This window comes from Luteimonas sp. Soil_C_5 (assembly GCF_057656615.1).
The window spans coordinates 904,455-919,259 of sequence record NZ_JBDGKA010000001.1; the positions used below are offsets into that span (position 1 = coordinate 904,455).

12 protein-coding genes are annotated in these 14,805 nt (G+C 68.5%); 2 read left to right on the plus strand and 10 right to left on the minus strand.

The features are described 5' to 3' along the window. Positions 1 to 208: 208 nt before the first annotated feature. On the plus strand, positions 209 to 2,290 hold the full coding sequence (locus AC3A5K_RS04345; RefSeq protein WP_487616266.1) for a 3-hydroxyacyl-CoA dehydrogenase NAD-binding domain-containing protein: 2,082 nt from the start codon (positions 209 to 211) through the stop codon (positions 2,288 to 2,290). Between the two features lie 91 nt (positions 2,291 to 2,381). Here AC3A5K_RS04345 and AC3A5K_RS04350 read toward each other — a convergent pair whose 3' ends face one another. After that, the gene (locus AC3A5K_RS04350) at positions 2,382 to 2,963 is read right to left on the minus strand and encodes a TetR/AcrR family transcriptional regulator (RefSeq protein WP_487616267.1); all 582 of its coding nucleotides are present in this window, start codon (positions 2,961 to 2,963) and stop codon (positions 2,382 to 2,384) included. 85 nt (positions 2,964 to 3,048) lie between these two features. Between AC3A5K_RS04350 and AC3A5K_RS04355 the strand changes: the two genes are divergently transcribed. Beyond that, a complete protein-coding gene (locus tag AC3A5K_RS04355) occupies positions 3,049 to 3,324 on the plus strand; it encodes a hypothetical protein (protein ID WP_487616268.1) in 276 nt (91 codons plus the stop codon). 39 nt (positions 3,325 to 3,363) lie between these two features. Here AC3A5K_RS04355 and AC3A5K_RS04360 read toward each other — a convergent pair whose 3' ends face one another. From AC3A5K_RS04360 to AC3A5K_RS04400, 9 genes are all read right to left on the minus strand, one after another. Beyond that, the gene (locus AC3A5K_RS04360; RefSeq protein WP_487616269.1) at positions 3,364 to 3,723 is read right to left on the minus strand and encodes a PilZ domain-containing protein; all 360 of its coding nucleotides are present in this window, start codon (positions 3,721 to 3,723) and stop codon (positions 3,364 to 3,366) included. A 23-nt stretch (positions 3,724 to 3,746) separates the two neighbouring features. After that, positions 3,747 to 4,682, minus strand: a complete 936-nt coding sequence (locus AC3A5K_RS04365) for a DNA polymerase III subunit delta' (protein WP_487616270.1) — start codon at positions 4,680 to 4,682, stop codon at positions 3,747 to 3,749. After that, a complete protein-coding gene (tmk, locus tag AC3A5K_RS04370) occupies positions 4,679 to 5,323 on the minus strand; it encodes a dTMP kinase (RefSeq protein WP_487616271.1) in 645 nt (214 codons plus the stop codon). The genes AC3A5K_RS04365 and tmk overlap by 4 nt, the downstream gene beginning before the upstream one ends. After that, a complete protein-coding gene (mltG, locus tag AC3A5K_RS04375) occupies positions 5,320 to 6,480 on the minus strand; it encodes an endolytic transglycosylase MltG (RefSeq protein ID WP_487616272.1) in 1,161 nt (386 codons plus the stop codon). Before mltG ends, tmk begins: the two co-directional genes overlap by 4 nt. A gap of 117 nt (positions 6,481 to 6,597) precedes the next feature. Further along, the gene (locus AC3A5K_RS04380) at positions 6,598 to 7,950 is read right to left on the minus strand and encodes an aminodeoxychorismate synthase component I (protein ID WP_487616273.1); all 1,353 of its coding nucleotides are present in this window, start codon (positions 7,948 to 7,950) and stop codon (positions 6,598 to 6,600) included. Between the two features lie 142 nt (positions 7,951 to 8,092). After that, the gene (locus AC3A5K_RS04385; protein ID WP_487616274.1) at positions 8,093 to 9,973 is read right to left on the minus strand and encodes an ATP-binding cassette domain-containing protein; all 1,881 of its coding nucleotides are present in this window, start codon (positions 9,971 to 9,973) and stop codon (positions 8,093 to 8,095) included. Positions 9,974 to 10,126: 153 nt separating this feature from the next. Continuing rightward, positions 10,127 to 12,841 carry a DNA gyrase subunit A gene (gyrA, locus tag AC3A5K_RS04390; RefSeq protein WP_487616315.1) on the minus strand — a complete coding sequence of 905 codons (2,715 nt, stop codon included), beginning with the start codon at positions 12,839 to 12,841 and terminating at the stop codon, positions 10,127 to 10,129. A gap of 439 nt (positions 12,842 to 13,280) precedes the next feature. Beyond that, entirely contained in the window at positions 13,281 to 14,342 is a 1,062-nt protein-coding gene (gene mtnA / locus AC3A5K_RS04395; RefSeq protein WP_487616275.1) for an S-methyl-5-thioribose-1-phosphate isomerase, read from the minus strand. A 281-nt stretch (positions 14,343 to 14,623) separates the two neighbouring features. Continuing rightward, positions 14,624 to 14,805 (minus strand): hypothetical protein (locus tag AC3A5K_RS04400; RefSeq protein WP_487616276.1); only part of this gene is annotated, 182 nt, incomplete at its 5' end.

Here is a 14,805-nt window from a genome sequence, read left to right on the forward strand (position 1 = left end):
TCAGTGCGAAAAGTTCCGTCACGACCCGTATGGCATCGTGCGCCACACCATGCAGCATTCCTTGAGGCGTCGCCTGCGCCCTGCAAGCCGGACCTTCGACACGGTGGACGCATCACACCCGACACCACGTGCCCGGCGTCGATTTGACGCCGCGGAAGCAACCTCGGGATCATAGGCGGATCCCCCATACCCTAACGGATGGTGCCGTATGTTCGCAGGCCTCGACGGGCTTCGCTTCAGTCACTGGCAAGCCGAATCGCGCGAGGACGGCGTGCTCGTGCTGTCGTTCGATCGCGCCGGCGAGTCGGTGAACACGTTTGCCCAGGATGTGCTGATCGAGCTCGATGCATTGCTCGAACGCCTCGCGCTCGATCCGCCCAAGGCGCTGGTTCTGCGCTCGGGCAAGGACAAGGGCTTCATCGCCGGCGCCGACATCCGCGAGTTCCAGGAATTCGACGCCAAGGGCACGATCGGCGATTCGATCCGCCGCGGCCAGATGGCGTTCCAGCGCCTGGCCGAGTTGCCCTGCCCGACCGTCGCCGCGATCCATGGCTTCTGCATGGGCGGCGGCACCGAGATCGCGCTGGCCTGCGACTACCGCGTCGCGAGCAACGACCCGTCGACGAAGATCGGTCTGCCCGAGGTCAAGCTGGGCATCTATCCGGGCTGGGGCGGCAGCGTGCGCCTGCCGCGTCTGGTCGGTGCGCCTGCCGCGTTCGACCTGATGCTGACCGGTCGCGCGCTGTCGGCGAAGGCCGCGCGCAACATCGGCCTGGTGGACAAGGTCGTGGACCCGGCGCTGGTCGTGGATACCGCGATCGCACTGGCACGCCGCGGCACCACGCGTCCGTTCAAGCAGCGCGCACTGGGCTGGGCCACCAACGTGTGGCCGGTGCGCCAGGCACTGGCGCCGGTGCTGCTCAAGCAGGTCGCGCGCAAGGCGAAGAAGGCGCACTACCCGGCGCCCTACGCGATGGTCGAAACCTGGAAGCGCGCATCCGGCGATACCCGCGCGTTGCTGGCTGCCGAACGCAAGTCTGTCGTCAAGCTGGCCGGTACGCCGACCGCGCGCAACCTCACCCGCGTGTTCTTCCTGATGGAAAGGCTCAAGGGTCTCGGCGGCAAGGCATCGACGCAGCAGGCGCCGATCCGGCGCGTGCATGTGGTCGGGGCCGGCGTCATGGGCGGCGACATCGCGGCGTGGGCCGCCTACAAGGACCTGGACGTCACCTTGCAGGACCGCGAGCAGCAGTACATCGACGCGGCGCAGACGCGCGCGGCGACGCTGTTCGAGAAGAAGGTCCGCGACGAAACCAAGCGCCCGGCCGTCGCCGCGCGCCTGCGCTCCGACCTCGCCGGCGCCGGCATCGACGATGCCGATCTGGTGATCGAGGCGATCGTCGAGCGCACCGACGCCAAGCGCGAGCTGTATGCCGCGATCGAGCCGCGTCTGAAGCCCGATGCGCTGCTGACCACCAACACTTCTTCGATCCCGCTCGACGAGCTGCGTGCCCACGTCCAGCGCCCTGCGCAGTTCGCCGGTCTGCATTACTTTAATCCGGTGGCGTCAATGCCGCTGGTGGAAATCGTCCACCACGATGGCGTCTCCGACGCCACCGCGCAGCGGCTGGCCGCGTTCTGCAAGGCGATCGACAAGCTGCCGGTCCCGGTGGCGGGCACGCCCGGCTTCCTGGTCAACCGCCTGCTGTTCCCGTACATGCTGGAAGCCGCGACCGCGTATGCGGAAGGCATCCCGGGCGCGGTGATCGATCGCGCGGCGGTGAACTTCGGCATGCCGATGGGGCCGATCGAACTGATCGACACCGTCGGCCTCGACATCGCATCGGGTGTCGGCCAGGAACTCGCACCATTCCTCGGCCTGCAGATCCCCGCAGCGCTGGCGACACCGCCCGAGGCGGGCAAGCGCGGCAAGAAGGATGGCCAGGGGCTCTACACCTGGCAGGACGGCAAGGCCAAAAAGCCCGAGGTGCCGAAGGACTACCGCACGCCCGACGATCTCGAGGATCGCCTCGTGCTGCCGCTGCTCAACGAGGCCGTGGCCGCGTTGCATGACGGCGTGGTGGCGGATGCCGATCTGCTGGATGCCGGCGTGATCTTCGGCACCGGCTTCGCGCCGTTCCGGGGTGGTCCGATCCAGTACATCCGCGACACCGGCGCCGATGCGCTGCTCGAGCGCCTGCGTGCCCTGCAGGCGCGACATGGCGACCGCTTCGCGCCCCGTCCGGGCTGGGACTCCCCGGCACTGCGCGCGGACGTGGCCACCGCCTGAGGCGATCTTTCCCGCGCTTCCGCTGCGGATGCGGAGCGCGGGCTCGCGTCACGTGTCGTATCGCGAGGGCCTGCGTCACGCAGGCCCACACTTACGTCGAAGCAGAGGTCCGCGCCGCGACTGCGGCCGCGCGATCCGCAAGCGCCTGCATCAACTGCTCGCGCGCGTCCGCGTCGAGATCGAGCATCTCGAACGTATCGCGGAAGAACAGCCCGTCGAGCGCCAGCGTCACCAGCAGCCCCTCGATGAAATCCGGCCCCAGCTGCCGGAGCCGGTCGATGTGGACACGTGCATGCGCGCGCGGCTGGTCCAGCAGATCGGGCGTGTTGACCGCGGCGGCGATGAAGGACTGGGTCGTGCCGGGCTGCTCGCGCTTCGCGGCCAGTTCGCCGCGTTGCGCATGCACGAAGGCCTGCAGATACCCCCCGGCATTGGCGGTGAACTGCGCGGTCGCGAGATCCAGGTTGCGCTGATGCTCGGCCATGTGGTGTTCCACCACGCCGCGCAGCAGCAGATCCTTGCTGGCGAAGTGGTACAGCAGCCCGCCCTTGCTGACACCGGCTTCCGCCGCCACCGCATCGAGTGTCAGGTGCGCGGCGCCCACCCGGTCGGCCACTGCGAGAGCGGCCTCGAGAATGCGGTCACGCGCATCGCTGCGGGGTTTGCGGGTCATACCGGGTGCACTGCCATTGTTGACGACGGAGCGTTGATTCTAGACTATACCGACCAGACGGTTTAGTTCAGACCCAGGAGTCGACGTGAACGTGGCGCGCGCATTACCGACAGCAGCATCGGACCGCCAGGCCGCACCGGTTCCGCCGGCGCTGGCAGATGCCTACGCCGCGATGGGCTGGATCGAGGAATTCTCGGAGTACGTGCGTCTCGCACTCGACGAGGAAGACGACGAAGTGCTCCGCCGTCGTTACGAGGACGAAGTGCTGCGACGTGCGTCCTTCCTGCGCGCGGCCGGTCTGTTCGACGTGGTCGAGATCCGGCACCCCGCATTGCGCGCGATGCTCGCGGACACGCGCTGAGCACCTTCGGACCGGCTTCAGTGCCGGCCGGTCACGCACTTACATCGTGTGCGTCGGCTTCTCGGACGTCAGCGTGCCGGCCAGCAGCGTCTCGATGCGGCCCTTGACCGCCTCGCCCTCCGGCGTATCGCCGAACTGCACGCCCACACCCGCAGTGCGGTTGCCCTGCGCACCGGCCGGCGTCACCCAGACCACCTTGCCGGCGGTCGGCAGGCGATCGCTGGATTCGGGCAGGGTGAGCAGCAGGAAGACCTCGTCGCCGAGAAAGTAACGCTTCGGCGTGGGCACGAAAATGCCGCCGTGCTTGAGGTAGGACATGTAGGCGTTGTACAGCGCGGCCTTGTCCTTGACCGCCAACGACAGGATGCCCTGACGCGCGCCTGCTCCGGTTGCACTCATTGCTCGATTCCCAGCATGTGAAGTCAGTGGCGCGCAGCGGCGGTGCGCCAGGCCAGCAACAGTTCGGCGATCGCGAGATCGGCGCGGACTGTCGTCCGGAGCAGATCGCGTGTGCGATTGGCTGCGTCGAACCACGCGGCCAGCTTCCCGATTCCCGCCGGATCGGTCAAGCCGGCTGCGCGTGCGAGCGCCAGATCGGCCGCATGGCGCAGACGCAGGCCTGCATTCTCGTCGCCGGCCCAGCGCTGCGCGGTGGCGACTACGGGCAGATCGCCCTTGGCGACACCGGCGAGATCCTTCTGCACGTCGCGCCGGAGCTGCATGCCGCCTGCATCCAGCCAATCGGCCGCCATGCCGGGATGGCCCTGCGCGGCGTCCAGCGCCTCGCCTGCCTCGGCAGCGCGGTGTCCACGCGACGCCAGCCACGCCAGCGCCTCGTCGCGCGGCGGCAGGCGGAACTCGATGCGCTGGCAGCGGCTGCGGATCGTCGCCGGCAGGCGCGCCGGATTGGCCGCCAGCAGCCACAGATGACGGCCCGGCTGCGGCTCTTCGAGCGTCTTGAGCAATGCATTGCAGGCAGCGTTGTTCACCGCGTCGGCCGGATCGACGATCGCAACCTGCGTAACGCCGTAGTGCGGCGTCAGCGACAGCTTCTGCGACAGCTCGCGGATCTGTTCGATCACGATCTCGCTGCGCAGCTTGGTGCCGTCCTTGGTCGGCACGAACGACACGTGATGGAAATCGGGATGGGTGCCGGCTGCGATCAGCTGCGCCACACGCGCATCGGTATTCGCGCCCAGCACATGCGCGGCCAGCGCTTCGGCCACCGCGCGTTTGCCCAGCAACGCCGGACCGCAGAACAGCAGTGCATGTCCGAGACGCTGCGCGTCCAGCGTCTCGCGCGTCTGCGCCAGGATGCGCGCCTGCCACGGTGCCAGTGGAGCCGGAGCCGCACTCATGCCGGCGTCCGCAGCGACTGCAGCACGCGCACCGCGTCGGTCGCGACCACATCGGCCGCACGCGTCGCATCGATCACCCGCACGCGCGCCGGATGGGCCTCCGCGCGCTGCAGGAAGGTCGCACGTACGCGTTCGAAGAATCCGTCCTGCTCGGCCTCGATACGGTCCGGAGTCGCGTCGCGCGCACGCGCGCGATCACGCCCTTGGGCAACGCCGAGGTCGAGCAGCAGGGTCAGGGCCGGCTCGATGCCGACGAACTCGCGCTCGAGCGCGGCGATGCGCCCCGCGTCGATGCCGCGACCGCCGCCCTGGTAGGCGTAGCTGGAATCGGTGAAGCGGTCGCTGATCACCCAGGCGCCACGTGCAAGCGCCGGCAGCACGGTCTCGCGCACGTGCTGGGCACGCGCGGCGAACATCAGCAGCAGTTCGGTTTCCGCCGCAGCCGGCTCGTGCGTGGGATCGAGCAGCAGCCCGCGGATCAGCTCGGCCAGCGGCGTGCCGCCCGGCTCGCGCGTGCACACGACCTCGGCGCCATCCACTGCCAGCGCATCGCGCAAGGCGCGCAGCACCGTCGTCTTGCCTGCGCCCTCGCCGCCTTCGATCGTGACGAAGCGCGGATACGTGACCAGACCGCTGCTCATGCGCCGTCGCCTTCACCGGCGTCGTCACCGATCGCCGCTTCGATCTCGGCTTCGTTCGGCGGCGCCGCTTCACCGCCCGCAGCTTCTTCCGCTGCGCGACCGCTACCGGCATTGCCGCCGCCGAAACGCGCGCGGTAGCGCCGCACATAGTCGCGCACCGCGACGTTGTGTTCGGCATAGGTGCGCGAGAACACATGGCGGCCACTGCCGTCGCCCACCGCGACGAAGAACAGCGCGTCGCCGTCGGCCGGGTGGGTCGCGGCCTCGATCGCGGCCTTGCCGGCCATCGCGATCGGCGTCGGCGGCAGGCCGTCGCGGGTATAGGTGTTGTACGGCGTGTCGGTCTGCAGGTCGCGTCGGCGGATGTTGCCCGCGTAATCGGTCCCCATGCCGTAGATCACGGTCGGATCGGTCTGCAGGCGCATGCCGGTCTGCAGGCGCCGGTTGAAGACACCGGAAATCTCGGGCCGTTCCGCCGGCACGCCGGTTTCCTTCTCGATGATCGAGGCCATGACCAGCGCCTGCTCGCGATCCTGCAGGGCGAGTCCGGACGCACGCGATTCCCAGGCGTGATCGAGCGCGGCCTCGAGCGCGGTGTTGGCCCGGCGCAACAGATCGATGTCGCGGTCACCGCGCGTGTAGAGATAGGTCTCGGGCAGGAAGCGACCCTCGGGATGCGCGCCCTCGCGATCGAGCGCCGCCATCAGCGCGGCGTCGTCCAGATCCGGCAGCGTCTGCACCAGCGGATCGGCGCGTCCCAGCGCCGCGCGCAGTTCGCGGATGTTCCAGCCCTCGACGATCGTGAAGCGGTGATGGATCACCTTGCCGTCGCGCATTCGCAGCAGCAGCTCGCGCGGCGTCACGGTCGGGTCGAGCGGATACTCGCCGACCTGGATCCGCGCATCGGCGCCCAGCTGCCGGCCCAGCACCCGCCATTCGAGTTCATGCCCTTCGACGATGCCCACCTCGCGCAACTTCGCCAGCACGCGCTGGAACGAATCGCCGCGTGCGACGACCACCGTCTGACCCGATTCCACACCGGCGAGCGGTGCGTCGGCGAACCCGGTGTAGCGGTCGTAAAGCACATAGGCCGCGATGCCGAGCAGCAGCACGATCGACAGGAGGAACAGGCCGATGCGGCGGCCTCGGCGTTTCACGGGTTCGGTCATGGGCGGCGGCGGCCGTCGGGCGTTGCAACAGGGCCCGCAGGATACCGTGGCGACCCGGATGCGTCGCGAACGCGGCGTCCACAGGGCCGCACCGGTTGCTGCGGATCAGCCATCGAGACCCAGCGCCCGCAGCGTGCCGCGGGCCTTGGCGCGCGTCTCGTCGAGCTCACGCTGCGGATCAGAGTCGGCGACGATGCCGGCGCCGGTACGGAAGCGCGCCTCGTGGCCTTCGACCTCGGCGCTGCGGATCAGGATGTTGAGGTCGAGATCGCCATCGCGGTTCAGCCAGCCCATCGCACCGGTATAGGCGCCCCGGCCCTGCCCTTCGAGCTCGGCGATGATCTGCATGCAGCGCACCTTGGGGCAGCCGGTGATGGTGCCGCCGGGAAACACCGCGGCGATGACCTCGCCCGGCGTCGCGCCCTCGCGCAGACGGCCGCGCACGTTGCTGACGATGTGGTGCACGTGGGCGTAGCTCTCCACGCACATCAGTTCGTCGACTTCGACCGAACCGGGCACGCAGACGCGGCCGAGATCATTGCGCTCGAGGTCGACCAGCATCACGTGCTCGGCACGCTCCTTGGGATGGCCGACCAGTTCGCCGATGCGCGCCGCATCGTCGTCGCCTTCGAAGCGCGCGCGTGTACCGGCGATCGGCCGCGTTTCGACCACATCGCCGCGGATCGAGACCAGGCGCTCGGGCGATGCGCTGGCGACCGCCCAGCCGTCCCCGGCGAACAGCCCCGCGAACGGCGCGGGATTGTGCTGACGCAGGCGCGCATACAGCGCGGCCGGGTCGAGCGGCGCATCGAAACGCGCACGCCAGCCACGCGAGAGGTTGGCCTGGAACACGTCGCCGGCGGCGAGGTAATCCAGCACGCGGTGCACGCCGTCGAGGAAGCGCGCGTCGGGATCCTCGTCGATCGCGGACGGCGGAGTCCAGTCGGCAGAGGGTGCCGTCTGGGCATGCGCCACATCGCCCACCAGCTGCGCAAGCAGCGCGTCGTGTCCTTCCTCGATCACCGCGACGCAATCGCCGGTGCCGTGATCGCGCAGGATCGCCGCCGGACATCGCCGTGCGATCGCGACCGGCAGGCCACCCGGCGCGTCGGGCAGGCGCAATACCGGTTCGACCTCGCGCGCGAGCTCATAGCCCAGGAACAGCGCCCAGCCACCGCGGAACGGCCAGCGCGGCGCCGCGTGCGCGACGCGCTCGGCCTGCCAGGCGGCATCCAGTGCATCGAGGAAATCGCGCTCGACGACAGCCCCATGCGCATCGCGCGTGCGGCCATCGGTGCCGAGCTGCAGCTGCGCGCCGTCGGCGGCCAGCAACAGGTCCCAACGTGCATGTGCGGTGCCGTGCGCCACCGACTGCAGCAGCAGCGGATAGCGCTCGGGCGCGGCGCGGTGCAGCACGAGCAGGTCGGTGTCGGCGGGCAGCGGGCGGGTGATCAGCACAGGTGCAATCCTGATGGAACGGGCCGCCGACAAGACGGTCGCGACGGCGGAAACAGACACCCGGGCACACCGTCCCGCACCGCGAACGCCGACACGCGGGCACCCTGTGGACGATGCGAGGGCGTCGTCCGCATCGCGCGCCTCAGGCGTCCAGTTCGGTCCAGCGCAGATAGGCCGCGTCGAGCGCGTCCTGCGTCTGCTGCAGCGATGCGCCGTGATCCGAGATCGCGGCCGCGTCGCGCTGGTAGAACGCCGCGTCGTTCATCTCGGCGGTCATCGCCGCGATCCGCGTTTCCAGGGTTTCGATCAGCGCGGGCAGCTGTTCCAGTTCGCGCTGGTCCTTATAGCTGAGCTTGCGCTTCGGCGCGGCCGGCGCGGGAGGCGCAGCTGCAGTCGATGCGGCCGGCTTCGGCGCATCCGTCTGCGCAGGCGTACGCGGCACGGAAGGATCGGGACGCTGGCGCAACCAGTCCTGGTAGCCGCCGACGTACTCGCCGACGTGCCCCTCGCCTTCCATCACCAGGGTCGAGGTCACCACGTTGTCGAGGAAGTCACGGTCATGGCTGACCAGCAGCAGCGTGCCGGGATAGTCGCCCAGCAGTTCCTCGAGCAGTTCCAGCGTCTCGACGTCGAGATCGTTGGTCGGTTCGTCCATCACCAGCATGTTCGACGGCTGCGCGAACAGCTTGGCCAGCAGCAGCCGGTTGCGTTCGCCGCCCGACAGGCGCGTGATCGGCGCACGCGCGCGCTCGGGCGTGAACAGGAAATCCTGCAGATAGCCGATCGCGTGCTTACGGGTGCCGTTGATCTCGACGAAATCCTGACCTTCGGCGACGTTCTCCAGCGCGTTCCAGTCCTCGCGCAACGTCGCGCGGTACTGGTCGAAATAGGCGATCTGCAGCTGGGTGCCCGACTTCACTTCGCCGGTCTGCGGCTGCAGTTCGCCGAGCAGCAGCTTGAGCAGCGTCGTCTTGCCGGTGCCGTTGGCGCCGATCAGACCGACCCGGTCGCCACGGAAGATCGTGGTCGAGAGATCCTCGATCAGCCGGCGCTCGCCGAAGCCGAACGAGACGTTCTTCAGTTCCACGACCTTCTTGCCCGAAGCATTGGCCTGCGCGGCGGCCATGCGCACGTTGCCGGTGAGATCGCGGCGCTGCGCGCGCTCGCTGCGCATCGCTTCGAGCCGGCGCACCCGGCCCTCGTCGCGCGTGCGACGGGCCTTGATGCCCTGGCGGATCCACGCCTCTTCCTGCGCCAGCAGCTTGTCGAAGCGGGCCTGCTCCTGCGCTTCGGCGTTGAGGCGTTCCTCGCGGCGGCGCACGTAGTTGTCCCAGTCGCCGGGCCAGCTGGTGAGCTGGCCGCGGTCGATCTCGACGATCCGGGTGGCGAGCGCGCGCAGGAAGCGACGGTCATGGGTCACGAACACGATCGCGCCTGGCCATTGCTTCAGGAAGCCTTCCAGCCAGTCGATCGCCGCGATGTCGAGATGGTTGGTCGGTTCGTCCAGCAGCAGCACGTCCGGCGCCGACACGACGGCGCGCGCCAGCAGCACGCGTCGCTTCATGCCGCCCGACAGCGCCGTGAACGCGGCATCGCCGTCCAGCTGCAGCCGCTCGAGCACCTCGGTCACGCGCTGGTCGATGCGCCAGCCGTCGAGCGCTTCGATACGGGCCTGCACGTCGGCTAGGGCGTCGTAGTCTTCCGCCTGCAGCAGGCGGTGGTATTCGGCCAGCGCGGCGCCCGCCTCGCCCAGGCCTTCGGCGACGACGTCATAGACGCTGCCGCCGGCACCGGCCGGGACTTCCTGTTCCAGGCGTGCGATGCGCACGCCCTGCTCGCTGCGGATCTCGCCGTCGTCGGGCTTCAGCTCGCCGGCGATCAGACGCATCAGAGTGGATTTACCGGCGCCGTTGCGACCGATCAGCGCGACGCGTTCGCCGCGGTCGATGGTCATTCCGACGGATTGCAGCAGCAGCGGGCCGCCGACGCCGTAATCGACGTCATTCAAGGTCATGAGAGGCATCGGTGAATTCTACCGGCTTGCCGCCTGCCCCGCGGCGCCGGGGGGCAGATCGATGCGGCACAAAAAAGCCGCGCCTGCATTCGCGGCGCGGCATCGGGTCTTCAGTGATCCGGCGTCACGCGGGGCCGGTCGGCCGCGCGTGACGCTGCAGGATCAGACGTCCGCGGACGGCGCGTCGGTCTCCGGCGACGCATCGACCGGCGGCGGCAGCATCGCGTCGTCGGCGGCTTCGTCGTCGATCGAGCCGTCGACCCGCTCGATGCCCTGCAGGCGCTCGTCCTTGGACAGGCGCATCAGGGTCACGCCCTGGGTGTTGCGGCCCACGCGCGCGATCTCGGATGCGCGCGTGCGCACCAGAGTGCCGCCATTGGAGATCAGCAGCACCTCGTCGTGGTTGCGCAGCATCACCGCGCCGACCAGCGGACCGTTGCGTTCGGTGGTCTGGATGCCGATCACGCCCTGGGTGCCACGCCCCTTGCACGGATACTCCGACAGCGGGGTGCGCTTGCCGTAGCCGTTCTCGGTCGCCGTGAGGATGTAGGGAATGTCGTCTCCAGCGCCGGTCTCGACCACCACCGCATCGCTGGCGGCGTCGATCGCGACGTCTTCGGCCGTGTCGTCCGCCGCCTCGTCCTCGATCGCTACGCCCGCGCTTTCGGCCACGATCAGGCTCACCACCTGTTCGCCCGCCGCAAGGCGGATGCCGCGCACGCCACCGGCGGTACGGCCCATCGACCGCACGCGGTCCTCGGCGAAGCGCACGGTCTTGCCGTTCGAGGCGAACAGCAGCACATCCTTGTCGCCGTTGGTCAGCGCCACGCCGATCAGCGCATCGCCGTCATCGAGGCGGATCGCGATCTTGCCGCGGGCCAGGCGATAGGCGAACTCGGTCAGCGGCGTCTTCTTGACCGTGCCGCCGCGCGTGGCGAAGAACACGTACTGGCCATCGACGTACTCGCGCACCGGCACGACGGCCTGCACCTTCTCGTCGGCTTCCAGCGGAATCCAGTTGATGATCGGACGACCGCGCGCATTCGGGCCGGCGTCGGGCAACTGGTGTACCGGCAGCCAGAACACACGACCGGCACTGGTGAACGTCAGCAGCGTGTCATGGGTGTTGACCAGCCACAGCTGCTCGATGAAATCCTCGTCCTTCGTCGCTGCGGCATTGCGGCCGCGACCACCGCGCTTCTGCGCGCGATAGGCACTGACCGGCTGGCGCTTGGCATAGCCGGAATGCGACAGCGTGACCACCACGTCCTCGGGCGCGATGAGGTCGAGGATGTCGAGATCCTCCTCGCTGGCGCGGATTTCGCTGCGGCGCTCGTCGCCGAATTCTTCCTTGACGTTGCGCAGCTCCGTGCGGATCACGTCCAGCAGCACGTCGGGATCCTCGAGGATCTCGATCAGGCCGCGGATCGCCTCCAGCAGCTGCTTGTATTCCTCGGTCAGGCGGTCCTGCTCCAGACCCGTCAGGCGATGCAGACGCATCTCGAGGATCTGCTGCGCCTGGGTCTCGGTCAGCTGGTACATGCCGTCGACCAGGCCGACGCCATCGGGCAGGTCCTCGGGACGCGAGGCATCCGCGCCGGCCGCGCCGAGCAGCGAGGCCACCAGACCCGGCGACCAGGTGCGCGCCAGCATGCGCTCGCGCGCCTCGTTCGGATTCGCCGAGGTGCGGATCAGCTCGATCATCTCGTCGATGTTGGCGAGCGCGACCGTCAGGCCTTCGAGGATGTGGGCGCGGTTGCGCGCCTTGCGCAGTTCGAAGATCGTCCGGCGCGTGACCACTTCGCGGCGGTGACGGACGAAGGCCTCGAGGATCTGCTTGAGGTTCAGCAGCTGCGGGCGGCCGTCGACCAGCGCCACCATGTTGATGCCGAACACCGACTCCATCTGCGTCTGCGAATAGAGGTTGTTGAGCACCACATCCGCGGAGTCGCCGCGCTTGATCTCGATGTAGATGCGCATGCCGTCCTTGTCGGACTCGTCGCGCAGCTCGCTGATGCCTTCGAGCTTCTTTTCCTTCACCAGCTCGGCGATCTTCTCGATCAGCCGCGCCTTGTTGACCTGGTAGGGGATCTCGGTGACCGCGATCGCCTCGCGTCCGTTGTCGGCCACCTCGATCTCGGCCTTGGCGCGCATGCGCACGCGGCCACGGCCGGTGCGGTACGCCAGATGGATGCCGCCTACGCCGTTGATGATGCCGGCGGTGGGGAAATCCGGGCCCGGGATGTATTCCATCAGGCCATCGATGTCGATCTCGGGATTGTCGATCAGCGCGATCAGCGCATCCACGACCTCGCCCAGATTGTGCGGCGGAATGTTCGTCGCCATGCCGACCGCGATACCGGCCGAGCCGTTGACCAGCAGGTTCGGGAACCGGGTCGGCATGACCGTCGGCTCGAGTTCCTTCTCGTCGTAATTGGGCTGGAAATTGACCGTTTCCTTGTCGATATCGGCCATCAGCTCATGCGTGAGCCGCGCCATACGCGCCTCGGTGTAACGCATCGCCGCGGCGGAGTCGCCATCGACCGAACCGAAGTTGCCCTGCCCGTCCACCAGCAGATACCGCAGCGAGAACGGCTGCGCCATGCGCACCAGCGTGTCGTACACCGACTGGTCGCCGTGCGGATGGTACTTACCGATGACGTCGCCGACGATACGGGCCGACTTGAAATACGGCTTGTTGCTGTGTGCGCCCAGCTCGTGCATCGCAAACAGCACGCGCCGGTGCACCGGCTTGAGACCATCACGAACGTCGGGGAGCGCACGTCCCACGATCACGCTCATAGCGTAATCGAGGTAGCTTCTGCGCATCTCGTCTTCGAGGTTGACGGGGATGATTTCTTTCGCGGATTCGACCATCGAGGGAGCTTGCATCCTGTCTGCGGGGCCCGGTTTCCAGGCGCCGGCGACATCCGCCAGCGCTGCGCGTACCGGCCACCGGCAACGCGATCAAAACGACAGGAAATCTTAGCACGGATGGTACCCCCGCCCCAAGGTTTCCGACGCTAAAACAAGCACTTGGCGCGTTCCTGGCGTGCCGGAACAGCGGTTTCTGGGGCGACCGGCGCCAGATGCCGGCCGTGTGCGCGATCACGACCGGGTCGTAAGCCGGCGGGTGCACGGTTGCGGGATCGCAACAATGCCGCTCAAGCCGCGCCGCGCCGGGGCGTGCGGACACCGCCGCACGAGGCGACCCCGCGTTCGTCCGACTGCACGGCAACCGGCCCAAAAAGCGTCGAAGGACGCACGCGCGACCGCGCCTCGACAGGCGCGCCTGCACGCGCCGTGACGCCAACGATCAGCCGAAGACAGCCTTCATCGTTTCGGCGGTCGGCGATTCCACGACGCCGCGCTCGGTGACGATGGCATCGATCAGGTCGGCCGGCGTGACATCGAATACCGGATTCCAGCCCTGGATGCCGTCGGCCACGGTGCGATGGCCGCCGACGCCGAAGAGCTCGCCGGGATCGCGCTGCTCGATCTCGATCAAGTCGCCCGACGCGGTGTCCATATCGACGGTCGACGACGGCGCGACGACCATGAACTTCACGCCATGGTGGCGCGCCGCGATCGCCAGCTGGTAGGTGCCGATCTTGTTCGCGGTGTCGCCGTTGGCGCAGATGCGATCCGCACCCACCACCACCCACTGCACCAGTCCGCCCTTCATCAGATGCGACGCCGCGGAATCAGCGATCAGCGTGGCGTCGATGCCGTCCTGCTGCAGCTCCCACACCGTCAGGCGCGCGCCCTGCAGCCACGGCCGCGTCTCACCGGCGAACACCTTGCCGATGCGGCCCTGCGCCATGCCGGCGCGGATCACGCCGAGCGCGGTGCCGAAGCCGGCCGTCGCGAGCGAACCGGTATTGCAGTGGGTCAGCACGCCGTCGCCGGGCGCGATCAGCTCGGCGCCGAGGGCGCCCATGTGCCGGTTGGCCGCCAGATCCTCATCGGCAATCGCCTGCGCCTCGCGCGCCAGCGCCTCGCGCCAGTCGGCGCCCGAGGTCTGCAGCACACGCCGCATCCGCGCCAATGCCCAGGCCAGATTCACGGCCGTCGGCCGCGCCGCATTGAGCCGCTGCAACGCCGGCTCCAGCTTCGCCAGCGCCGCCGCACCGTCTTCGGCCTCGATCTCCCGCGCCCCGAGCACCGCGCCCCACGCCGCCGCGATGCCGATCGCCGGCGCCCCGCGCACGGTGAGATCGTGGATCGCCTGCGCGACTGCATCGCTGGTGGTGCAGGTCACGTGTTCGACCACGAACGGCAGCTTGCGCTGATCGAGCAGCGCCAGTGCGTCGCCGGTCCACAGGATCGGGCGGATGTGGTCGTAGCGGTCGAAATCGAAGGAGGCTGTGGTGTTCATGGCGCGATTGTAGATCGGGGATGTGGGGTTGCTGTTGTGGCGGATGCGAGAGGGGTTGGATCGCTTTGTTTCGCTGGGTGGTTTCGTGGCGGCGCGGGTGATGGCGGGTGCTTTGAATGTGGTGATGGCGGGCTTCCGGCTTTGGCTCGCCTTGGCGGTCTGGTGTTCCTGCCGTCGTTCCCGCGGGCCCTGACAGGCGGATGTCTGGTTGGCGGCAGTCCAGGATGTAGTGGCTTTCAACTTGAGTCCCTAGATTCCCGCCTTCGCGGGAATGACTAGCGTTACTTCGGTGTCGGCTTCGCTTTGGCTTTGGCTTTGGCTTTGGCTTTGGCTTCGGCTTCGGCTTCGGCTTCGGCTTCGGCTTCGGCTTTCAGCCTTTGACCTGCCGAGCCGTAAAGCGAGCCGAGCATCGCAGGGCGGCGGGGCCGTAGAGCAGCCCATGTCTGAGCGCAGCGAGTTTGGG